Consider the following 23,302-nt stretch of genomic DNA (forward strand, 5'->3'; position numbering starts at 1 on the left):
CTTGACGGGAAGGGGTATTAACGCCTATCCCTTGTAGTCCGCCTGAAAGTGTGCGTACGTTTCCTTGATACCTTCACCCAGGCGCATCCCGGGTCGCCAGCCAAGCGCAGTCAGCTTGGCGGTGTTCATCAGTTTGCGTGGCGTACCGTCCGGCTTGCTCGTATCAAACTCGATATCACCCTGGAAGCCGGTTGCTTTTCTTATGACTTCAGCAACTTCACGTATTGTGACGTCCTCACCTGTGCCTACATTGATGTGGGACAACATTGGTGTGGTGTGTTTTTCATAGGTATCACGGTCCAGTTCCATAACGTGCAGGCATGCATCCGCCATGTCGTCGACATACAGAAATTCGCGGCGTGGCGTACCGGTACCCCAGATGGTGACTTTCTTCGCTCCGCTCAGTTTTGCTTCATGGAAGCGGCGAATCAGTGCCGGGATGACGTGACTGTTTTCCGGATGATAGTTATCGCCCGGACCGTAAAGATTGGTCGGCATGACACTGCGGTAGTCGGTGCCATACTGGCGGTTGTAGCTTTCGCACATCTTGATGCCGGCAATCTTTGCAATCGCATAGGGCTCGTTGGTTGGCTCCAGCGGGCCGTTCATCAGATATTCTTCACGGATCGGCTGTTCCGCGAGGCGCGGATAAATGCACGACGACCCAAGAAACAGCAGGCGCTTGACGCCGGCGCGGTAGGCTTCGTTGATGACGTTGGCCTGCACCATCATGTTGTCGTAGATGAACTCGGCAGGGTAGGTGTTGTTGGCATGGATGCCACCGACGCGCGCAGCGGCGAGATAGACCTCGTCGATCTGGTTTTCCGCGAAGAAGGCGCGAACCTGAGCCTGATCGGTCAGTTCAAGTTCGGAATGCGTGCGGGTAATGATGTTGGTGTAGTCGCGCTTGCGAAGTGCGCGCACGATGGCGGAACCAACGAGTCCACGGTGTCCGGCGACGTAAATACGTTTTTGTAGATTGGTTTTCATGTGCTTCCTTTTGATGGCTAATCGCAATCGCTGTGGCGGTTAAGAGTGGGTGGATCACAACCGTTGCAGCGATCAGTCAAACGTTGTATGCATGTGATGCATGGTCGTGCTGCTGGAAGAAATGGTCCTTCCCTGCGGACTCGAGATCAGCCCGAACCATTTCCCTTACCAGTTCTTCGAAGGTCACCTTGGGTTTCCATCCAAGCTTTTCCCTGGCCTTGCTCGCATCGCCGAGCATGCTGTCGACTTCCGTTGGACGGAAGTAACGCGGATCGACGCGTACGATGATTTGTCCCTTTGCCACGCCCTTATGCGTGCCGGTATCGACCACAATTGCGGTTTCTTCGAGGCCTTCCCCTTGCCACGCGATCACCAGGCCGAGTTCATTGGCGGCGGCATTGATAAAGTCGCGCACGCTGTGCTGAATGCCGGTGGCAATGACAAAGTCTTCCGGTTCGTCTTGTTGCAGCATGCGCCACTGCATCTCGACATAATCCTTTGCATGACCCCAATCGCGACGTGCATTCAGGTTCCCGAGATAAACGCAGTCTTGATGACCGAGCACAATGCGAGCCAGGCCGCGCGTGATCTTGCGCGTCACAAAGGTTTCGCCGCGCAAGGGCGATTCATGATTGAAAAGGATGCCGTTGCAGGCATACATGCCATAGGCTTCGCGGTAGTTCACCGTCATCCAGTGCGCATACAGCTTGGCAATCGCATATGGGCTGCGAGGCTTGAACGGCGTATCTTCCGATGCGGGCGCGTCGTGTACGTCGCCGTACATTTCGGACGTCGACGCCTGATAGAAACGGGTTTTCTTTTCCAGTCCGAGACGTCGCAATGTTTCGAGGATGCGTAGCGGCCCCAATGCATCCGAATTGGCGGTGTACTCCGGTTCCTCGAACGACACCGCGACATGGCTTTGCGCTGCAAGGTTATAGATCTCGTCTGGCTGTGTCTCCTGGATGATTCGTAGCAGCGAAGTCGAGTCAGTCATGTCGCCGTGGTACAGAATGAAACGTCGCTCTTCTTCCTGCGGCCCTTGATACAGATGATCGATACGCTCGGTATTGAATTTGGAGGTGCGCCGTTTGATACCGTGAACGATGTAACCCTTGCCAAGCAGGAATTCGGCGAGGTAGGCGCCGTCCTGTCCGCTGACACCGGTGATCAAGGCTACCTTGCGCACCGGTTCGGAACGTGTCGGCACCAGATGATCTGGTACTTGCGGATTGGTTGTCATCGGGGATTCCTTGTTGTTCATGATTTAACCTGCAGTGGCTGTTGCATTGGCATAGGCATTGGCATTGGTACTGGTAGTGATATCGGGTTAGGCGCGCGGGTTGACGACGCACCAGGCGCTGCTGCGTCCGTAGAAGACATGGCTTCCATCGCGTGGCCAAATGGAAGGTGCTGCAGGAAGGCGCGAAACTCATCACGGACTTCCGGATGCCGAAGTGCGAACTGCACAGTCGCCTGCAGATAACCGAACTTCGTGCCGCAGTCGTAACGTATGCCTTCAAACTGATAGGCCATGACCTGTTCGCTGGCGAGCAGGCTGCCGATGGCATCTGTCAGGTGTAACTCGCCACTGGGGCTCGGACGCAAGTTGCGCAGATGCTCGAAGATTGCAGGCGTGAGAATGTAGCGGCCTACCACGCCAAGTGTTGAGGGCGCGTTCTCTGGTGCTGGCTTTTCCACAATGCCGTGCATCTTGATCATACGTTCTTCATGCGTACTGCCTGCGATTACGCCGCATGTGCGGCTATGCTCGCGCGCAATGATTTCGACGCCGATAATGCTGTTTCCCAGCTTTTCATACTGCGCCACCATCTGGCTGATTACTGGTGTCTGCGCATCGAGCAAGTCATCCGCGAGAATGACCGCAAATGCTTCGTCCTTGATCAGGCGCTCGGCACAGAGTACTGCGTGGCCTAGCCCAAGCGCTTCTTCCTGGCGTACATAGAAACACTCGACGTGCTCCGGCTTGATGCCTCGGATCATGTGGAGCAGGGCTTCTTCATTTCGTGCTTCGAGTTCTGCTTCCAGTTCCAAAGCCTTGTCGAAATGGTCCTCGATCGCACGCTTGTTGCGCCCGGTGACAAAGATCATTTCGGTGATGCCTGCGGCAATGGCTTCTTCGACTGCATACTGGATCAGGGGCTTGTCGACGATCGCCAGCATTTCCTTCGGACTGGTCTTGGTTGCAGGCAGGAAGGACGTGCCTACGCCCGCAACAGGAAATACCGCTTTGGTAATCTTCTTCAGCATAGTGCTCTTGTTCGGAAAAGACATGGATTTATGGCTTTCGCGCAGGGCGGTGGTTAATTCGCTCGATACGCAAAGCCTGACGCGCCGTGATGACCGGATGAAGAAGCATCAGCATGCCGACGCAGGTCAAGGCGGCCAGCATGTCAAACTTCCAGTCCAGCCAGTTCGGATTGCGATATGGAAGGGCAAGCTGGATCATTTCGACGATGCTGCCAAGAACGAAGATGGAAACCAGGGTACGCAATGCACGCACCGCTGGCGCGCCACGCAAGCCGACGTACACCAGCGTGCTGATCAACGCATACGCAGTGAAGTGCAACAGCTTGTCGTAGATGACCGCCGAAAGTGCGTTTGCTGTATCCGGTACGTTACCGATGGCGGCCATCACGCAGAAGAGGGCGATAGCGGCCATCAGGCAGGATCTCTGCGACATGCTTGAAGATGCCATCCTCCTGTTGTCATTGCGTTCAAAAGTTTGCATAAGCCTTTGCTTGTCCATTGTGGTGTCTGGCAGGTAAGTCGCACCATGGTGCTGCCCGCAAGGTCAGAGTGTCGTCCTGACTCAGTACGCGTTCTTGCCGGTCCATCCCTTAAATGCGGTCCAGATGATGATCCGCACATCCATCCAGAGCGACCAGTGCTGGATGTAATGCAGATCGAACTCGACGCGGCGGGCCATCTTGTCGACAGTGTCGGTTTCACCGCGGTGGCCGTGAATCTGTGCCCATCCGGTAATGCCGGGCTTGACGCGATGGCGCAGCATGTAGGTCTCGAGGAGATCCTTGTACATTTCGTTGTGCTGAAGGGCATGTGGGCGTGGACCGACGACCGACATGTCGCCCAGCAGGACGTTGATGAACTGAGGAAGTTCGTCCAGGCTGGTGCGACGCAGGAAACCGCCGATGGGCGTGATGCGCGGGTCGTTCTTGGTAGCCTGCGTCACGATGTTCTGTTCCTGGTGTACCTTCATGGTCCTGAACTTGTAAACCTTGAATTCACGACCGTTCAAGCCGAGACGTGGTTGGCGGAACAACACGGGACCCGGTGAGCTCTGCTTGATCAGAATAGCGATCACTATGAACAGCGGCAGTAGAAGGATGAGTGCAACGATGGCAAAGGTACGATCAAACAGATCCTTGACAATGCCATTCACGCCGCTGGAGATCGGCTGGTTAAGGTCGACGACGGGCAGTCCGAGGAAGTTACCCATCTTGTTGCCGAGCATTTGAAGACCGAGGATGTCCGGTACCCAGCGAATATCAACCAGGGTATTGCGCAACTGGTACTGCAATTCCTGCAGGCGCGGCGATGCCATCAGCGGCAGCGTAATCCAGATTTCATGAATATGATTGGCAACCACATAGTCGTGAATCTGCTTGGCATCGTTGATGCGAGTGATGGACGGGTCGAGAATCTTGTCGGCGTCTTCCGGGTCCGCGCATACGGCCTTGACGTCATAGCCGGTCCAGTCCTGTTGTAAAGCACGGCGATGCATTTCCCTGCCTGTGTTGCCATAGCCGACGATCACCACGCGTTTGTTGTTGAGGCCCTTGGCGCGCAGGTAGCGGAGCACGTAATAGACAACGAATCGGAACAGCGCAAGCGATGCCAACCCGCTGGCATACCAGTAAAACATCCACAAGCGCGACACATTGCCGACGTGGTGGACCAGGAAGCTGAAGAACAGACCGATCAGCAGGACAACACCCCAGGCTGCGCCAAGGCGAACAAACATGTCGGGCAGCGAACGCCCGCGCCAGGATGTGTATAACTCGAACTGAGGAAACAACAGGAAAGCAAGGGCACTGCAGAAATGCAGCAGTACGGTATGGATAGGTGGCGTGTCCGCCAGGGGTACATGGAAATGGATCAGGCTCGCTAGCCCACCTGCGATTTCCAGTATCAGGACATCCGTAAGCCGCATGGATAATTCCAACCGGGAAGAATTCGTGATCATCAAGTCTCGCATGGCGTTTCTACCAGGTATGTCGTTTACAACAATCTCAAGCCTTTGATCGCCCGTTGCGTTATGCTTTGCACACGTTCCGGGCCTGTCGGCCGAGCTCTTTTCATTTGGAAATAAGTTGCTCGGAAACTCCTTTTCGGTGGTGTTTCCGTATTACCTTTTAAACAATGGTAATCATTAAACTAGAGGGGAAATTGCTAAGTAGTCTTTACTTGCGAAGCCTCAAAGCAGTGGTTGCCACACGTCAAACTTGCTGTTGCGAAGTATCAAAAACACGCAACAAGTGCTTAAAAAATAGGCACTATTTCCATATGGAAGCGTGCATATGCGCGACAGTTAACGCTGCCTGACGGAACATTTAGGGCGATCAGAACGAGTGGATTTCAATTCCGTCAGGACATTCGAATGCGCTATCATTCAACTTATGACTACCGAAGAAACACAACAATCGACCGTGTTCGAACTCATCGGCGGAGCGGAAAAAATTCGCGAACTCGTCGATCGCTTTTATGACCTGATGGAACTCGAACCTGAATTTGCACTGATACGCGGATTGCATCCCGCATCAATGGATGGTTCGCGTGACAAACTCTATTGGTTTCTCTGTGGCTGGACCGGTGGGCCGGATATGTATGTCGAGCGCTTTGGTCATCCGCGCCTGCGCGCGCGACATCTTCCTTACGCGATCGCCTCGCAGGAACGCGATCAATGGCTGCGTTGCATGGCCTTCGCCATGCAGGATGTCGGCATCGAAGAGGGTTTGCGGGAGCGGCTATTGCATTCCTTCTATCAGACTGCCGACTGGATGCGTAACAAGGCTGGCTGACACGGCAGGCCGCAATTTGCAATTTGCAGTTTGCGATGTGCGATTGCATTCAACTTCTTCACCCTTGCAGGGTCAACATCCATGACTTCCACTGAATTGATCCTTGTGATTGCCGCAACGGTGATCGTGCTTCTACAGCTTGCGATCCTGTTGCGTCCACGCGGCACAGAGAGCGCAGCGCAACTAGTCCATCTGCAGAATGAACTGCAGCGTCATCAGCAACAAACCGGCGAAAGGCTGGAACGTGAGCTTCGTAATGAAATACGTTCTGCCGCGCAAAGCACACGGCAGGAAATGGGCGGCAACTTCACGCAATTCCAGCAGGCGTTATTGGGACAGTTCACCAACGTCGCAAGATTGCAGAACAGCCAGATCGACAGCTTTGCGCAGCAACTTGCCAAGCTCAACGAAGCCAATGCACAACAACTTGAAGCCATGCGTCAGGCAATGACGACACAGGCGCATGCCGCTCGTGAAGAGCAGGCAAGTTCACTCAAGCGCTTCGGCGATTCCCTGAATCAGGGGCTGGCACAGTTGACCGAATCCCACTCCCAACGCATGGGAGAAGTACGCGCCACACTGGAAGCAAAGATTCGAGATCTCCAGACCGACAATGGTATGCGCCTCGAAGAAATGCGCCGGACGGTTGACGAAAAACTGCATGCGACGCTGGAACAGCGTCTTGGTGAGTCTTTCAAGCTGGTTTCGGACAGGCTGGAGAAAGTCCATCAGGGACTGGGCGAGATGCAACAGCTCGCCATTGGCGTGGGCGACCTCAAGCGAGTTCTGACCAATGTAAAGACACGAGGAACGTGGGGTGAAGTGCAACTGGGGATGCTGCTTGAGCAGGTATTGACGCCGGATCAGTATGGGAAGAATGTAGAAACCGTGCCCGGCACCGGAGAGCGGGTTGAATTTGCCATCCGCCTGCCGGGACAGGACGATACGGCACGTCCGGTATGGATGCCGATCGATGCCAAGTTTCCGAAGGAACAGTACGAACGTCTCGCTGAAGCAGCCGAGCACGCTGATGCCGAGGGCGTGGCTGCCGCCGGCCGCGACCTGGAGCGTACAATCCGTATCGAAGCAAAAACCATCGCCGAGAAATACCTGTCGCCGCCGCTGACGACGGACTTCGCCATCCTGTTCCTGCCGACCGAAGGACTCTACGCGGAGGTTATGCGTCGTCCCGGCCTTGCCGACGAATTGCAGCGGGTATGCCGGGTTACGATCGCCGGCCCTTGCACCTTGTCGGCGTTGCTGAACAGCTTGCAAATGGGATTCCGTACGCTGGCGCTTGAGAAGCGCTCATCTGAAGTATGGCAAGTGCTCGGCGCGGTGAAGACGGAGTTTGGGAAATTCGGCGACGTCCTTGCGGCTACCAAAACGACGCTGGAGCGCGCGGCAAAGAATATCGAACAGGCCGAGACGAGGACGCGTCAGATGACGCGCAAACTTAAGTCGGTGGAAGCTTTACCTTCCGAAACAGCACAACTCGTGCTCGGGACCGCTACGCCCGACATGGCGGAAGAATAGAATCGCTACCGGCCTACGCGGCCCTTAGAAGGTTTCCGCGAGTCCCGCATGCCAGGAATTTGGTCTTCGCCGCAGCCATCCCCGGATTCTTGTACGTATGAATGCCGCAGCGGTTGAAAACCGTAACGCAGCAGCATGGACGCCGATTACCGCAAACTTGCCGTTTAAGTGATAAACCGCCGGTTTGCCGACGCGTCTGTATTCGTCTGTATTTTGTGATAAGTTCTATCCATCATTGCATCGCGGCACGTGGCCATTGCCACCAATTCTCGCATCTTTACGTCCGTACCCATGGAAATCGCCATTTTATTTGGCCTGATTATTGTCAATGGCATCTTCGCGATGTCGGAAATTGCGCTGGTGACGGCGCGCAGGGCGCGACTGCAGCGACTTGCCGACGCAGGGGATGCTGCAGCCGCTGCGGCAATTCAACTTGGCGACGATCCCAATCGGTTTCTGTCAACGGTGCAAATCGGTATTACCTCAATCGGTGTGCTCAACGGTATCGTCGGTGAAGCAACTCTGGCGCAACCCTTCGGCAACTGGCTGGTCAAGATGGGCATTGAACCTCCGACGTCGCAGTATCTCGCTACCGGCCTGGTGGTTGTCTGCATCACGTATTTTTCGATTGTGCTCGGCGAGCTTGTTCCCAAGCGGTTGGGACAGATCAGCCCGGAACCGATTGCACGCCTTGTCGCCCGGCCCATGCTATGGCTGGCCGCCATCACCAAGCCTTTCGTCAAACTGTTGTCGGGTTCTACGCAATTGATGCTGCGTTTTTTCGGCGTCCGGGAAAATACCGAACCGAGCGTCACACAGGAAGAGATCAACCTGATGCTGGCCGAGGGTTCCAGCGCAGGGGTAATTGAGCATCACGAACACCAGATGGTACGCAACGTGTTCCGATTGGACGATCGCCAGATCGCTTCGCTGATGGTTCCACGCAGCGACATTGTGTACTTCGACGTTGAAGAGCCGCTAGAGGAAAATCTTAAGCGCTTCGAGCGCAGCGACCACTCTCGTTATCCGGTCGTGCGTGGCGGATGGAATGAAGTGCTTGGCGTCGCCAATGCACGCCAGTTACTCGCTCAAAGCCTGCGCGGCGAAAAACCCAGCCTCGATACCAGCCTGCAACCGGCAGTGTTCGTGCCTGAATCGCTGACCGGGATGGAGTTGCTTGAAAACTTCAAGAACTCGGGTGTGCAGCTGGCATTCATCGTGGATGAATACGGTGAGGTACAAGGGATCGTCACCCTGCAAGACGTGATGGAAGCCATCACCGGGGAGTTCAAGACGCATCGCGCCGAAGATGCCTGGGCCGTGCAGCGCGAAGATGGCTCGTGGCTGCTGGATGGACTGATTCCAATCCCGGAACTCAAGGACAGGTTGAGCCTCAAGGGCGTACCGGAAGAGGAGCGCGGACGCTATAACACGCTGAGCGGGATGATGATGCTACTGCTCGGACGCATTCCGGCGACGGCGGATCGATGCGAATGGGAAGGCTGGACCTTTGAGATCATGGATCTGGATGGGAAACGGATTGATAAGGTTCTTGCGACGCCAAAACAGGCTGAAACTGAATCATCCGCCACACCTGAACCGTAGAGAATTCTCCAATCAAAACACCGCATAAACTGCTATGCAGTTGCCAAAAGCATAATCATGCCATGTTGTCAATGTCGTCGATTGCTATCGTAATTGCTTCGTGCCGAAATGCTGTTGCTTGCGGCATAATCTGCCGCATACCGCTTCTAGCCCGCCACGGAGGAACCCATGGTACATCGCATCTCCGACCCGATGTCGGGAGGATCCCGGCCATCGCACCGGCATAAGATTGTCACTGCCGCCGAGGCAGTGCGCCTTATTCACAATGGCGATACCATCGCGACCGGCGGCTTCGTGGGAATCGGCTTTGCCGAAAACATTGCGGTTGCCCTGGAAAAACGATTCCTCGAAAGCGAGGAAGAACTGCTCGGTAGAGGCACACCGTCCAACCTGACACTGGTCTATGCCGCCGGGCAGGGCGACGGTAAAGATCGTGGGCTCAATCACCTTGGCCACGAAGGCTTGATCAAGCGCGTTATCGGCGGGCATTGGGGGTTGGTGCCCAAGCTTCAGCAACTGGCCATTGCCAATAAAATCGAAGCGTATAACCTGCCCCAGGGGGTCATTACCCATCTCTTCCGCGATATCGCCGCAGGCAAACCGGGCATGCTCTCCGAGGTGGGACTCGGCACCTTCGTCGATCCACGGCATGGCGGCGGCAAGATCAATGAATCGACCACCGAAGACCTGGTCGAGTTGATGACGGTTGGTGGCAAGGAATACCTCTTCTACAAAGCCTTGCCAATCAATGTGGGAATTATCCGGGGTACTACCGCCGATCCGGACGGTAACATCACCATGGAAAAAGAGGCGCTGACGCTGGAAGCGCTGGCCATTGCCATGGCGGCGCACAACTCTGGCGGCATTGTGATCGTACAGGTGGAGCGTATTGCCGAGAGCGGCTCGCTCAATCCACGCCAGGTAAAGATCCCGGGAATTCTCGTGGATTGCGTAGTCGTCGCGGAAAAGCCGGAATTCCAGATGCAGACCTTCGTCGAAGCCTATAGTCCGGCATTTGCCGGCGAAATGCGGGTGCCGATGTCATCGATTCAACCAATGGAAATGAGCGAACGCAAGATTATTGCGCGCCGCGCACTTCTGGAAATCAAACCGAACAATGTCGTCAATCTCGGTATAGGCATGCCCGAAGGCGTAGCCGCCGTCGCCGCGGAAGAAAAGGTGCTGGACCTCGTTACCCTCACGGCGGAACCTGGGGTCATTGGCGGCATCCCCGCAGGCGGACTGAATTTTGGCGCCGCGACAAATGCCGAGGCGATCATCGATCAGCCTTATCAGTTTGATTTTTATGATGGGGGTGGACTCGACGTCGCCTTTCTGGGCCTTGCCCAGGCTGATCGTCACGGCAATCTGAATGTCAGCAAATTTGGTCCGCGGCTCGCCGGGGCTGGTGGCTTCATCAATATCAGCCAGAATGCCAAAAAGGTCGTCTTTGTCGGCACATTTACGGCCGGTGGCCTTGATATCGCGATCGCAGATGGCAAGCTCGCCATCCGGCGTGAGGGTGCGGCGCAAAAATTTGTTGAGGAAGTGGAACACCGCACCTTCAGCGGTGACTATGCGATGCAGCGAGGCCAATCGGTGCTCTACATTACCGAGCGTTGCGTATTCCGCCTGGTGCATGCCGGACTGGAAGTCATTGAGATTGCACCAGGCATTGACCTTGAGCGCGATGTGCTATCGCAGATGAACTTCAGACCGGTGGTCAGCCCCGACCTGAAGTTAATGGACGCCAGAATTTTCAGGCCTAATCCGATGGGACTGCGTAATGACATTCTCTACCTGCCATTGGGGCAACGGCTGACCTATAACCAGAAACGGAATATCTTCTTCGTGAACTTCGAAGGTTTCGAAGTACGTAACGTCGCGGACATTGAAGCGATCCGTGAACATGTGTGCGCCTTGTTGGCGCCGTTGGGCAAAAAAGTGCCTGCCGTCATTAACTATGACAATTTTTCGATCACGCCCGAGTTGCTTGATACCTATGTCGATATGGTGCACGACTTGTCGGCAACCTATTACAGTCGCGTGACCCGCTATACCAGCAGTGCTTTCATGCGCAGTTATTTCGGCAGCGCGTTCAAGCGGCATGATGCCGAGCCGTCGCTGTATGCGAGCCAGGAAGAAGCGTTTTCGCATCTGAGCGAAAGGTAGGGGACTGATGGCGGTCAGCCACCGATGTACGACATCTCCACTTTGCGTACAGCTTGTGTAAGGCCTTCTGTGTTGGCGGTGCGGAGTTCGGAATAACGATCCGAGCGCGCACGCCACAAGTGCGCAACCACAGTTGAGATTTCTTCATCACTGCGACCGGCACGCAGCAGCGCACGCAAATCATGTCCACTCGTTGCAAACAGACAGGTGTAGAGCTTGCCTTCGGTAGACAGGCGTGCCCGCGTGCAGTCGTGGCAGAATGCCTGCGTGACGCTGGAGATGACGCCAATCTCACCGCTGCCGTCTTTGTACTGCCAGCGCTCCGCTGTTTCTCCGGTATAGTTCGGCTCGATTTCCTGCAACGGCATTTCTGCACTGATGCGGCGTACCACTTCGGCAGAGGGAATGACTTCGTCCATTTTCCAGCCATTGCTGGCGCCCACGTCCATATACTCGATAAAACGCAGAATGAAAGGCGAGCCCTTGAAGTAGCGTGCCATCGGAATGATTTCCTGATCGTTCATGCCACCCTTGACCACCATATTGATCTTGATTGGGCCAAGGCCGACGCGGTGAGCTTCTTCGATGCCGCGCAGTACATCGGCAACCGGGAAATCCACATCGTTCATACGGCGGAAGGTGGCCTCGTCCAATGAGTCAAGCGATACCGTTACGCGTTGCAGACCGGCGTCTTTCAAGGCCTGCGCCTTGCGTGCCAGCAGGGATGCGTTGGTAGTCAGGGTCAAATCGAGAGCCGCTCCGTCGGGCGTTTTCAGCTCGCTGAGCATTGCGATCAGGTTTTCCAGGTTTTTGCGCAGGAGCGGCTCGCCGCCGGTCAGGCGAATCTTGCGTACACCATGTGCGACAAAGATCTTTGCAATGCGGGTAATTTCCTCGAACGACAACAGGGAAGAATGCGGCAGGAATGCATAGTTCTTGTCGAACACTTCTTTCGGCATGCAGTAGACGCAGCGGAAATTACAGCGATCGGTCACTGAAATCCGCAGATCCTGCAATGGGCGCGCAAGCGTGTCCGACAGCAGGCCATTCGGCGCTTCGAGCGTCGATGGGATCACCGGCGCCATATTGAGCAGGCGGTGGTCAGCGAGAGGAATAATTCGTTCTGCCATGCTATTCGTTGCGTTGTAAGGATTTCAGGCGGTTCCTAGTGCAGATAAGATACCACGAGCCCCGCAACTGCACAGGCTCCGATTAGTGTGATTGTACCTACCTTGTAGCGAAAGAGCGCCACGGCCGCTGCGAGGGCAATCAGTATTGCGGAAATGTCCCACCCGCCGGGCATCTGCGCAACGCGAAAGACGTGCTCCCCAAAAAATACCGCAAGGCTGACGATTACGCCGACCACTGCGGCTGAGATTGCGGTCAGGGGAGCGGTGAGCCGAATATTGTCACGGGTGGATTCTACGAGCGGGCCACCCACCAGGATAAAAATAAAAGAGGGCAGAAACGTAAAGAAGGTTGCCACAGAAGCGCCAGCCCATCCGGCGAGCAGAGTGCTTTCCGGACCGAATATCTCCTTGGTCCAGCCACCAACGAAACCGACGAAGGCGACAATCATGATCAAGGGGCCCGGCGTGGTTTCACCAAGGGCAAGACCATCAATCATCTGCACCGGAGAGAGCCAGTGAAAGTTGGTGACGGCGCCCTGGTAGACATAGGGAAGGACGGCATAGGCGCCGCCGAAGGTCAGCATAGCGGCCTTGGTAAAAAACCAGCCCATCTGAGGCAACACACCGTCGACCCCGAAACGGCTGGCCAGCATTGCCCAGCCTGCAAGGCCGAGGGCCAGTCCGGAAGCAGCAACTGCAGCCAGCTTGGCCCAGGAAAATCTGGCGTGATCCGGTGTTGGTGTCGTGTCGTCGATCAGCGCCGGGCCATATGACGTCTTGACCGAATTGGCATGCGCGCCACCTGTACGGAATTTTTCTGGATGCCAGCGTCCACCTGCAAAACCAATGGCGGCAGCGGCCAGCACGATCAGCGGAAAGGGGATGCGCGCAACGGTAATGGCAAGGAATGCGGCGATGGCGATGCTGATCAGTACGCTATTTTTTAAAGTGCGGGACCCGATACGCCATGCAGCGGCAAGGACGATGGCGACAACCGCGGGTTTGATTCCGTAGAGGATCCCGGCGATCACCGGGACATTGCCAAACGCCAGATAAATCCACGACAGTATGCCGAGAAGCAGCAGCGATGGCAGCACGAACAAGACGCCGGCAAGCACACCACCCCAGGTCCGGTGCATCAACCAACCGATATAGATGGCCAGTTGCGTAGCTTCCGGCCCCGGCAGCAGCATGCAGTAGTTAAGCGCATGCAGGAAACGCTGCTCGGAAATCCAGCGTTTTCGTTCGACCAGGTCAGTATGCATGATGGCTATTTGCCCGGCCGGACCGCCAAAACTGATGAACCCAAGTTTCAGCCAGTACCAAAAGGCTTCCTGGACTGAAACGGCTGCGGGACGACTGAGGTGGGGAGGTAGGGACATAACGCAGTGCAAGAAGATACGGTAACGGATGCCGCACATATTGCGCGACGATTTATCCTTCAGGCAAGAAAAAAGGGAGCGTAGCTCCCTTTTTCTGATTTGCCGGCATCGAGTCGTGTATTCCGGCCAACATCGTTTCGACTTCCTTCTGGCACGGAAAGATCATACGCCGCAATAACGACGGGGAATCCCATTAAACCAATGGAATTCCCGACTTTATCAGCGACGTGTTTCTACCTGAACCAGCGGTTCGTTCGACACCGGCGGCAACGGCTTGCGCTCACGCGGCACACGCGGGGCGGGCGCAACTGCTGCCGAGGCTTCCTGCGCGGCACGCAGTTTGACCGGATCGGTTACTGCCAGCGTCAGTCCAGCCTTTGCCAGCATCTCTTGCAAGCTATCCGCTTGTATCGACGTCGGTCCGACAGGAGCTTGCGCAGCGACAGGTTCCGGCACTGGGACAGGTTCAGGTTCTGGCATTGACACAGGTTCCGGCACTGGCACAGGTTCAGGTTCTGGCATTGGCACAGGTTCCGGCACTGGCACAGGTTCAATTACGGGAGCTGGTGCTGGCGTGGCGATCGCTTCGGCCATCGACTCTGCAGCGATTGGCGCTTCAACGGTCTGGGCCGGAGTGGCTACCTGTTCAGCCGGTGCGGAGTACGCCTCGACGGCAGGCGTTGCTTCTGCCGGTTGAACGGATTGCTCAGCAGCGGCAATATCGCTGCGTTCAGTTCCGGTTGGCAGGGTAAAGGCCGGTGTGGACGCTGCATGGTCTGCCTGCTGCACTTCGGGCATAGGGGTGACGGTGGCAACCTTGGCTTGCGAGGTCACCTCGCTTACTTCAGCAATTTCCAACTGAACCGGTTGTCCGTCCGTTGTAGCTGTAGTTGCAGTTGCGTCCACGTTTTCCTGCTCGATGCCTGTTCCGCTGAGCTCCATGCCTTCGCGGTCACGTCGGTTACGGTTGCGTCCGCCACGACGGCGACGGCGACGGCGTTCTTCGCCTTGCTCGCCGGACTCGTTTTCGCCTCCCTCCAGGCCAGCAAATGTTTCAGCGTCGGAAGTGGTGAAATCAACCGAGGCAAGGGGAGCTGTCGCAGAAATACCCGCTGACTGGGCTACGTTCAGCAGTTCTTCAGGTGCTGCTGTTTCCTTGCGCTCTTCGCGCTGGCGCTGCTGACGCTCACCGCGCTCGCGTTTTCCTTCATTTCCTTCACGGGCTTCACGCTCGCGGCCTTCACGTGGCTCACGCGCCTCTTTCGGTTCGCGTCCTTCTTTCGGCTCGCGCGGTGGGCGAGGTTGGCGTGGTTCACGCTGTGCCGGTTGCGCGTCGCCTGCTGGTGCGACCGTCTGTTTAGTTGCGGTTTCTTCACGCTCTTCATTGCGGTCACGGCCACGGCCACGGCCGCGATTGCGGTTGCGACCACTTCGGTCATTCCGCTCACGGCTTTGCTGAGGCTTCTCTTCAACTACCGGGATCGGAGCAGCGACCGGGGCAACCGGCTTCTTGCGGAAGAAGCCAAACATGCGGCTGAAGAAACCTTCTTCCGCCGGCGGCATAACTGGGGCCGGAACAGGAGCAGGCTGGACTGGCTTGCGTTCGACGATCGGCGCCGGTTGGTCGGGAGTGATTCCCTTGACCACGGCTTCCTGGCGCGGACGCACTTCCTCCTTCTGGCGTTTCTCATAGCTGATGTCGGTGTCCGCTTCCTCAGCCATATCGTAGCTGGCCTGCACTTCTTCGAGGCGCGGATCGTCATGCTTGATCCGTTCAAGCTTGTAATGCGGCGTTTCGAGATGCTTGTTGGGAATCAGGATGATCGTCACACGATGACGTGTTTCGATTTTCAGGATTTCGCCACGTTTCTCGTTCAGCAGGAATGCCGCTACGTCAACCGGCGCCTGAACGTGGATGGCGGCGGAATTTTCCTTCATTGACTCTTCCTGAATAATGCGCAGGACTTGCAATGCGGAGGATTCGGTATCGCGGATATGTCCAGTGCCGTTGCAGCGCGGACAGGTCACATGGCTGCCTTCGGACAGTGAAGGACGCAGGCGCTGACGGGAAAGCTCCATCAGGCCAAAACGGGAAATCTTGCCCATCTGAACGCGGGCGCGGTCGTAGCGCAGGGCGTCCTTGAGGCGGGTTTCTACTTCACGCTGGTTCTTGGCATTCTCCATGTCGATGAAGTCGATCACAATCAGGCCACCCAGATCGCGCAGGCGCAACTGGCGCGCAACTTCGTCGGCAGCTTCAAGATTGGTATGGAGTGCCGTTGTTTCGATGTCACTGCCGCGAGTCGCGCGTGCCGAGTTGACGTCGATGGAAACCAGGGCTTCAGTGTGATCGATGACAATGGCGCCACCGGAGGGAAGGGGAACAGTGCGGGAGTAAGCGGTTTCGATCTGGTGTTCGATCTGGAAGCGCGAGAACAGCGGGACGTCATCACGGTAGCGCTTGACCCGGTGCACCATGTCCGGCATTACGTGGCTCATGAATTGCTGAGCCTGTTCGTAGATGTCGTCCGTGTCGATCAGGATTTCGCCGATATCAGGCTGGAAATAGTCGCGGATCGCGCGGATTACCAGCGAGGACTCCTGGTAAATCAGGAAAGCGCCTGGCGCCGATTTGCCGGCACCTTCGATGGCACGCCACAATTGCATCAGGTAATTCAGGTCCCACTGCAGTTCTTCGACGTTGCGGCCGATTCCTGCTGTACGGGCAATAACGGACATCCCGGAAGGCAGGTCCAGCTTGTCCATGGTTTCGCGCAATTCCTGACGGTCCTCACCTTCAACCCGGCGAGAAACGCCGCCACCCCGGGGGTTATTTGGCATCAGGACCAGATAGCGGCCAGCCAGCGAAATGAAGGAGGTCAGTGCCGCGCCCTTGTTGCCGCGCTCTTCCTTTTCGACCTGGACCATGATTTCCTGGCCTTCGCGCAGCGCTTCCTTGATGGAGGCGTTCCGGACGTCGACGCCGTCCTTGAAATAACTACGGGCTACTTCCTTGAAGGGAAGGAAGCCATGACGTTCTTCGCCATAATTGACAAAGCAGGCTTCCAGGGAAGGTTCGATACGGGTAATGATGCCCTTATAGATATTGGACTTGCGTTGCTCGCGCCCCGTTGTCTCGATATCAATATCGATGAGCTTCTGCCCATCGACAATCGCCACGCGCAGTTCTTCCTGCTGCGTAGCGTTAAACAACATGCGTTTCATTTTTTGTGCTCCGTGACTCTGAGGTCATTTTTAGTGCCACATCCGGCGAAGTCGCCAACGTGGCCAAGGTACAGGGATGTACGCGAGAACGGAGAGCTTGAGAGAGGTAAAGCCTTAGTGTGCGGGAGCGCGATACAGACACAAATGCGCTGGGACCACAACGGGGCGCGGATGGAATTGAACAGCCTGCCGAACGCGCGCTTCATCCGCGTTGCGCATGTCGAACGAGTCGAGCGCAACGGCAGGCAGCGAGCAGTAAATTTGAGCCAAACACATCATGGGTCAAGAAGAATCGGCAAACAGGGGTCAATCACATCAACCAGCGAGCAACCTGTCAACAGCAGCGTTCGCGCCGCGCCTGAGCCAATCCTGAAGCGATGCCCGCCATACCTTGTGCATGGCGGCGCGTCTCCTCCGACTTTGGTCCCGTATGCGCCAACGAATCCTGCCGTACAGGCGTGCTTGCCGGACTTATCCTATAAATTTCAAGCAATCTTGTTCAACATCGATGCGCGCTATCCGATTGCAACAGCGGTGCAACCCTGACTCGCGCAAGGATGGTGCATACACATCTTTTCCATCGAATTTGCAATTCGGCGAGGCCGATGGAGACGCCCCTGTGTAGAATGTGCTTTTTATTCTTACACCTACACCAGATTTGTAACCGGTGCGAAACAAAGTATATCATTCAAAATGAAGGACTTAGCGAGATTTTCTGGGGAACGGACTGTTTCTTCTGCGCTTGACCAGTCTGCCCGGCTTCCCGCTCAGGTCCGACTGGTGACTATTTCAGACGAAGAAGCCGACCAGCGTATTGATAATTTTCTATTGCGCATCTGTAAAGGTGTTCCCAAAAGCCATATTTACCGTGTACTGCGGTCGGGAGAGGTGCGTGTCAACAAAGGCCGTATCGACCAGACGTATCGGTTGAAGGAGGGCGATGTTGTCCGTATCCCGCCGATCAGGGTGGCGGAGAAGCCCTCCCACACGGTACCGGGTGCCGAGTTCAGGATACTGCTGGAAGACAATCATTTGCTGGTGATCGACAAGCCGGCGGGTGTTGCGGTCCACGGTGGATCAGGTGTCAGCTACGGGGTCATCGAACAGTTGCGCGCCGCACGGCCTGACGCGAAATTTCTTGAACTGGTGCACCGCCTCGACCGCGAAACCTCAGGCATCCTGATGCTGGCAAAAAAACGCTCGGCCCTGACCAACCTGCATGAACAGATGCGGGATGGCGAAACCGACAAGCGCTATCTGGCCCTGGTGCATGGCGACTGGCAAAACACCCGGCAGCACGTCAAACTACCCTTGTTCAAGTACAACACACCGGATGGAGAGCGCCGTGTCCGGGTACAGGCAGACGGGATGCCGTCGCATACTGTTTTCAATCTGGTAAGGCGATTCGGTGATTTTGTTCTGCTGGAAGCCGAACTCAAGACTGGCCGAACCCACCAGATTCGTGTGCACCTTGCCTCGACTGGCTTTCCAATTGCTGGGGACGACAAGTACGGCGATTTCGGTCTCAATCGCGCGCTGCAGAAGCCCGAAGGCGCACGCATCGCGCTCAAGCGCATGTTTTTGCATGCCCATCAGATTACTTTTCGGCATCCCGAAAGTGGTCAGCCGGTAACATTAAGGGCTCAGCTTGCGACAGAATGCGAGCAGTTCCTGAAAAGTCTTGAAAAAGCATCCGCCTGATCGCGGACCATTCGAATACCAGATAATCAGCAGTCAATGCTGCCGGAGACCATGGCAAGAAAGAAATTTGATCTGATCGTGTTTGACTGGGACGGTACGTTGATGGATAGCACCGCAACCATCGTGACCTGTATCCAGGCTGCTGCCAAGGACCTGGGTCTACCCGTACCCGGCAACAAACAAGCCGCATACGTCATCGGTCTAGGGCTGCATGAGGCAATGCAGACAGTGCTGCCGGGCCTGGACGCCAAGGACTACCCACACATGGTCGAGCGTTATCGTTTTCATTACCTGACCAAGGATAAGGGGTTGACCTTGTTTGATGGAGTAAGGGAAATGCTGACCGACTTGTCGCAGCAGGGATATTTCCTTGCCGTGGCAACTGGCAAGAGCCGGGTTGGTCTCAATCGTGCGCTCGACTCCGCCAATCTTTTATCCTTGTTCGACGCCACCCGTTGTGCTGATGAAACCTTTTCCAAGCCACATCCGGCAATGCTGCAGGAGCTGACGCGAGAACTCGGTCAGGACATGGCAAGAACCGTGATGGTCGGTGATACCACCCATGATTTACAGATGGCGATCAATGCAGGGGCTGCCGGTATCGCGGTTCATTATGGGGCACATGCGCCCCCGGAACTGGAGGAGCTGAATCCGATTTATGCGGCAACTTCCGTCCCCGATCTGCACGCATGGCTTAACGATAACGCATAATTGCTTATGGACGATATCGCGATCCCGGTTTGCGAATCCGGACAGCTTGAAGAGGGCGGCAAAGGCGTACGCTTTCCCGTGACGGCTGGTGGCGATGACAGCACCGGGTTTGTCGTGCGCTTCGAAGGCATTGTGCGCGGCTATCTCAACCGATGCGCACATGTGCCGATTGAACTCGACTGGAATGAGGGGGAGTTCTTCGAGTCAAGCGGGCTTTACCTGATGTGTTCCACCCACGGTGCCCTTTACACTCCCGAAGATGGCCGTTGCGCCGGGGGGCCATGTCGTGGCGGACGCTTGCGCCCGATCACGGTATTCGAAAGGGGTGGACAGGTGTTCTGGGAACCAGACGATTACGTTAGACCGGCGAGAGCCTGAATTACCTTGCAAAGCAATCAACAATGAACGAAAACAACTACGAACAAAACAGGGCGTCCACATCGTCGAACCCGGGACGCAGTGAAGGCTGGGAGCGTGATGTGCTCGAAAGGCTTGCCTTTGCGACACTGGCGGAGCAACGCGCACGTCGACGCTGGAATATATTCTTCCGCTTTCTGACATTGGCTGTGATTGCCGTCGGCATCTGGATGGCGTTCGGAATGACCAACAACGAAGATGAAATCGTTGGTCCACACACCGCATTGATCGAGATCGACGGCACTATCGAGGCCGGCACTTCGGGTGCCGCCGATGCCGTCATTCCGGCGCTCAATCGCGCCTATACGGACGATACATCCGTCGGCATCGTATTGCGCATCAATAGCCCGGGTGGCAGTCCTGTACAGGCCGGGATGATCAATGACGAGATCACCCGACTGCGGAAAGCCTATCCGAAGAAGCCTCTATATGTGGTGGTTGACGAGATCTGCGCTTCGGGCGGCTATTACATTGCTGCGGCGGCGGACAAGATATTTGTCAACAAGGCAAGTATCGTCGGATCGATTGGTGTGCTGATGGAGGGCTTCGGTTTTACCGGACTAATGGACAAGGTCGGTGTTGAGCGTCGCCTGATGACTGCTGGCGAAAACAAGGGCTTCATGGATCCCTTTAGTCCACAGTCGACTCAGCAAAAAACTTATGCGCAGGATATGTTGAACGAGGTGCATCAACAGTTCATTGACGTGGTGAGGCAGGGTCGAGGCAAGCGCCTGAAGGAAACGCCGGAAACCTTTTCGGGGCTGTTCTGGAGCGGATCGAAAGCAGTTGAAATCGGCCTTGCAGATGGCTATGGCACCGTCGACACGGTTGCTCGTGACGAACTCAAGGCTGAAGATATCATTGACTACACGCAGCACGAGGGGCTATCAGAGCGCCTTCTGAAGAAATTTGGTGGTGCGGTTGGTACTGCGGCTATGGCAAGTTTGCAGAGCAGGCTCGAAAAGCCGTCTTTGCGGTAAGTGAATAGAGAATAGTGAAAACTTGCGGAACATGAAAAAGGGGGGATTTTCGCCGTAGAAATGCATTTGATTCGACTAGCGGGAAATGGCTCCGGGAAAAAGAAAAAAGTCGAAAAACGCGCTTGAATCTTCAGAACGGGGCTTTATACTGCACTTGTCCGGCATCAGTTTCGATCCTTACAGCATAAGAATATGCAACCGGGAAAAACTCGTGATCCGGGCATAAAGCGCCACGTCTCGGACGCGGCTTTGAGAGGCTTAGGCTTACTCATAAACTGCCCAAGGGGCATGCAAAACGGCGGCGCAATACCGCCGTTTTGCGCGTCTGGAGGTTTTAAATTCGAGGATCTCAGGCGGCCAGAAGCAGGAATACAGTCGGCTTCTTGTGAAAATCGGGCATTTTCCCCGCAGCCAGTTCCGCTTTCCATTTCGTCGCTGCCTGAGTCCTGATCGATTCCGACGGCAGGCTAAGATCCGTTGCCACACTTACCAGAGTAGAAGGGCTGCAGCTGGCGACGATAGCTTCCAGCATCGTGCTATTGCGGTAAGGCGTCTCGATAAAGAGTTGTGTTTGTTTTTCATTACGCGAACGCTCTTCCAATGTCTTGAGCCTTTTCATGCGCTGTCCGGGATCCGTAGGGAGGTAGCCGTTGAATGCAAAGCTTTGGCCATTCAAGCCGCTTGCCATCACCGCCAATAACAGCGACGAAGGGCCTACCAGCGGACGGACCGTGATGCCTTTGGCATGCGCAAGCCTGACCAGATTTGCGCCCGGGTCTGCGACGGCTGGTACGCCGGCTTCCGAGATAAGTCCTGCATTTCTGCCGGCCAGCAATGGTTCCAGTAAAGCGGGAAGTGCATCGGCAGGCGTATTGATGTTCAGTTCACTGATCTGGATTTCTTGCAGCGGACGTGACAAGGGCAGGGTCTGTCCCACCAACTTGAGATAGGCGCGAGTGGTTTTTGCGTTCTCGGCTATGAAGTAGTCCAGCCGCGAAGTGATCGCCTTGACATCCGGTGGTATGACAGAGGCTAGTGGATCCAGGCCTGCGCTGTCGGCAGGACCCAGAGTATTGGGGACTAGATAAAGAATGCCGGCCATATATATTTCTATGTTCGAAGGGTTATCCGGTGAAAAATGCAATTCCGGCCCGTCGCAGCATCGAGCAAAGCGCAATGAGGGGAAGACCGGTGAGGGCGGTGGGATCCGAGCTGTCGATCTTCTCGATCAGCGCGATACCCAAGCCTTCATTCTTGGCGCTGCCCGCACAGTCGTAAGGCTGTTCAATGCGCAAATAGGCGTCGAGTTCATGATCCGGCAGGTCACGAAAGCGTACAAAGGTCTGTGTATTGGTTACTTGCGCTGCCTCACCCGGTTGGCGGCGCGAATCCCACAGGCAGAGTGCTGTATGAAAAATGACCTCCCGGCCGCGCATCAGCTGTAATTGTCGTAAGGCATTCTCATGATTGCCGGGCTTGCCAATTTGTATACCGTCAAGCGTTGCGACCTGATCTGATCCGATGACCAGGCTATCCGGCCGATCAAATCCGATCTTTCCGGCCTTTTGCTGGGCCAGCCTTATGGCGGTATGTTCAGGAAGTTCATTGGCCAACGGGGTTTCATCGATGTCCGGCGAAACTGCCTCGAAAGAAAGCCGCAGGCGCGACAACAATTCCTGTCGATAGGGAGAACTGGATGCGAGAATCAAATGAGGAAGAACTGGCCGATCAGTCATTGTCTAGACGGGAATTGAATGTGATCTGAAGAAAAGCCCCCTAACGCTTTGACGAATAAGGGAAAAGCCTGTTATTATCGCAGGTTTTCCGGGTTCGGCTTGATCTATGAATGCTTATGTGATCGACGCCTTTGAGTTCTGTCGTGTCAAGGAACACCGTGATGGCGAGCTGAAAGTCGCTGAACTTCCCCGCCTGGCGGAGGAAGCGGTCGACCAGACAGGTCTTGTTCGCTGGGCGCTGAAAGGCGGCACTAATATGCATGGTCATCCTCAGTTGAACCTGTCTGTGACAGGTTCGGTGAAGTTGATGTGCCAGCGCTGCCTGGCACCGTTCGAGTTCATGATTGAATCGGACTCCGTTCTGGTGCTGGCGCCAGACGAGGGTAGCGCCGACGAAATCGATACCTTGCTTGCCGATGAAGAAGTCGAAGTCATTGTAGGTAGCAGGACTTTCGATATCAGGCAACTGATTGAGGACGAAGCACTGCTGACCATACCGTTGTCGCCAAAACACGAAACCTGCCCGGACCAGTTGGTTCTGGAACCGGAGAAGGAAGTGGAAAAGGTGTCGCCATTCGCGGTGCTGAAGAACTTAAAGCAATAAGTGGCAAGCGGCCATGATGCACGCCGAAGAACAAGTGCAGCAAAGTTTCC

At 55.6% G+C, this 23,302-nt stretch carries 19 protein-coding genes; 9 read left to right on the plus strand and 10 right to left on the minus strand.

All coding sequences use genetic code 11. The features are described from left to right. Positions 1-24 precede the first annotated feature (24 nt). From ACFQUU_RS16150 to ACFQUU_RS16170, 5 genes are all read right to left on the minus strand, one after another. Positions 25-990 carry a GDP-L-fucose synthase family protein gene (locus ACFQUU_RS16150; protein WP_382248911.1) on the minus strand — a complete coding sequence of 322 codons (966 nt, stop codon included), beginning with the start codon at positions 988-990 and terminating at the stop codon, positions 25-27. Positions 991-1,066: 76 nt separating this feature from the next. Next, entirely contained in the window at positions 1,067-2,179 is a 1,113-nt protein-coding gene (gmd, locus tag ACFQUU_RS16155; RefSeq protein WP_382249217.1) for a GDP-mannose 4,6-dehydratase, read from the minus strand. Positions 2,180-2,250: 71 nt separating this feature from the next. Then, positions 2,251-3,261, minus strand: coding sequence for a UTP--glucose-1-phosphate uridylyltransferase GalU (gene galU / locus ACFQUU_RS16160; protein WP_382248913.1), 1,011 nt, complete (start codon positions 3,259-3,261; stop codon positions 2,251-2,253). 28 nt (positions 3,262-3,289) lie between these two features. After that, positions 3,290-3,694, minus strand: a complete 405-nt coding sequence (locus tag ACFQUU_RS16165; protein WP_382248915.1) for a VanZ family protein — start codon at positions 3,692-3,694, stop codon at positions 3,290-3,292. Between the two features lie 129 nt (positions 3,695-3,823). Next, on the minus strand, positions 3,824-5,185 hold the full coding sequence (locus tag ACFQUU_RS16170) for an undecaprenyl-phosphate glucose phosphotransferase (RefSeq protein WP_382248917.1): 1,362 nt from the start codon (positions 5,183-5,185) through the stop codon (positions 3,824-3,826). A gap of 466 nt (positions 5,186-5,651) precedes the next feature. Here ACFQUU_RS16170 and ACFQUU_RS16175 point away from each other — a divergent pair, with 466 nt between their 5' ends. From ACFQUU_RS16175 to ACFQUU_RS16190, 4 genes are all read left to right on the plus strand, one after another. Beyond that, positions 5,652-6,053, plus strand: coding sequence for a group II truncated hemoglobin (locus tag ACFQUU_RS16175; RefSeq protein ID WP_382248919.1), 402 nt, complete (start codon positions 5,652-5,654; stop codon positions 6,051-6,053). A gap of 81 nt (positions 6,054-6,134) precedes the next feature. Beyond that, on the plus strand, positions 6,135-7,589 hold the full coding sequence (locus ACFQUU_RS16180) for a DNA recombination protein RmuC (RefSeq protein ID WP_382248921.1): 1,455 nt from the start codon (positions 6,135-6,137) through the stop codon (positions 7,587-7,589). A 291-nt stretch (positions 7,590-7,880) separates the two neighbouring features. Continuing rightward, on the plus strand, positions 7,881-9,194 hold the full coding sequence (locus ACFQUU_RS16185) for a hemolysin family protein (protein ID WP_382248923.1): 1,314 nt from the start codon (positions 7,881-7,883) through the stop codon (positions 9,192-9,194). A 168-nt stretch (positions 9,195-9,362) separates the two neighbouring features. Further along, positions 9,363-11,366 carry an acyl CoA:acetate/3-ketoacid CoA transferase gene (locus ACFQUU_RS16190; protein WP_382248925.1) on the plus strand — a complete coding sequence of 668 codons (2,004 nt, stop codon included), beginning with the start codon at positions 9,363-9,365 and terminating at the stop codon, positions 11,364-11,366. A 14-nt stretch (positions 11,367-11,380) separates the two neighbouring features. Here ACFQUU_RS16190 and moaA read toward each other — a convergent pair whose 3' ends face one another. From moaA to ACFQUU_RS16205, 3 genes are all read right to left on the minus strand, one after another. After that, complete coding sequence (moaA, locus tag ACFQUU_RS16195; protein WP_382248927.1) at positions 11,381-12,496, minus strand: GTP 3',8-cyclase MoaA; 1,116 nt, start codon at positions 12,494-12,496, stop codon at positions 11,381-11,383. Positions 12,497-12,531: 35 nt separating this feature from the next. Then, on the minus strand, positions 12,532-13,878 hold the full coding sequence (gene chrA, locus ACFQUU_RS16200) for a chromate efflux transporter (protein ID WP_382248929.1): 1,347 nt from the start codon (positions 13,876-13,878) through the stop codon (positions 12,532-12,534). Between the two features lie 219 nt (positions 13,879-14,097). Continuing rightward, positions 14,098-17,103 carry an Rne/Rng family ribonuclease gene (locus ACFQUU_RS16205; protein WP_382248931.1) on the minus strand — a complete coding sequence of 1,002 codons (3,006 nt, stop codon included), beginning with the start codon at positions 17,101-17,103 and terminating at the stop codon, positions 14,098-14,100. Positions 17,104-17,796: 693 nt separating this feature from the next. On the opposite strand from ACFQUU_RS16205, the gene ACFQUU_RS16210 reads away from it, so the two are divergent. Genes ACFQUU_RS16210 through ACFQUU_RS16225 form a run of 4 tightly spaced genes read left to right on the plus strand, consistent with a single transcriptional unit; the run spans position 17,797 to position 20,912 of the window. Next, positions 17,797-18,804 carry an RluA family pseudouridine synthase gene (locus ACFQUU_RS16210; RefSeq protein WP_382248933.1) on the plus strand — a complete coding sequence of 336 codons (1,008 nt, stop codon included), beginning with the start codon at positions 17,797-17,799 and terminating at the stop codon, positions 18,802-18,804. 51 nt (positions 18,805-18,855) lie between these two features. Further along, positions 18,856-19,515 (plus strand): HAD-IA family hydrolase, encoded by a 660-nt coding sequence (locus ACFQUU_RS16215; protein WP_382248935.1) that lies wholly within the window; start codon positions 18,856-18,858, stop codon positions 19,513-19,515. Positions 19,516-19,521: 6 nt separating this feature from the next. Next, a complete protein-coding gene (locus ACFQUU_RS16220; protein WP_057293153.1) occupies positions 19,522-19,893 on the plus strand; it encodes a Rieske 2Fe-2S domain-containing protein in 372 nt (123 codons plus the stop codon). Between the two features lie 23 nt (positions 19,894-19,916). Then, the gene (locus ACFQUU_RS16225) at positions 19,917-20,912 is read left to right on the plus strand and encodes a S49 family peptidase (protein ID WP_382248937.1); all 996 of its coding nucleotides are present in this window, start codon (positions 19,917-19,919) and stop codon (positions 20,910-20,912) included. A 349-nt stretch (positions 20,913-21,261) separates the two neighbouring features. Here the strand turns inward: ACFQUU_RS16225 and ACFQUU_RS16230 are convergent, their stop codons facing one another. Then, positions 21,262-22,014, minus strand: coding sequence for an SAM-dependent methyltransferase (locus ACFQUU_RS16230; protein ID WP_382248939.1), 753 nt, complete (start codon positions 22,012-22,014; stop codon positions 21,262-21,264). A gap of 22 nt (positions 22,015-22,036) precedes the next feature. Beyond that, complete coding sequence (locus tag ACFQUU_RS16235) at positions 22,037-22,648, minus strand: Maf-like protein (RefSeq protein WP_382248941.1); 612 nt, start codon at positions 22,646-22,648, stop codon at positions 22,037-22,039. Between the two features lie 106 nt (positions 22,649-22,754). Here ACFQUU_RS16235 and ACFQUU_RS16240 point away from each other — a divergent pair, with 106 nt between their 5' ends. Beyond that, a complete protein-coding gene (locus tag ACFQUU_RS16240; RefSeq protein ID WP_382248943.1) occupies positions 22,755-23,252 on the plus strand; it encodes a YceD family protein in 498 nt (165 codons plus the stop codon). Positions 23,253-23,302: the final 50 nt, after the last annotated feature.

The sequence above is a fragment of the Herbaspirillum sp. GCM10030257 genome (assembly GCF_042666555.1).
Classification (GTDB): domain Bacteria; phylum Pseudomonadota; class Gammaproteobacteria; order Burkholderiales; family Burkholderiaceae_D; genus Noviherbaspirillum.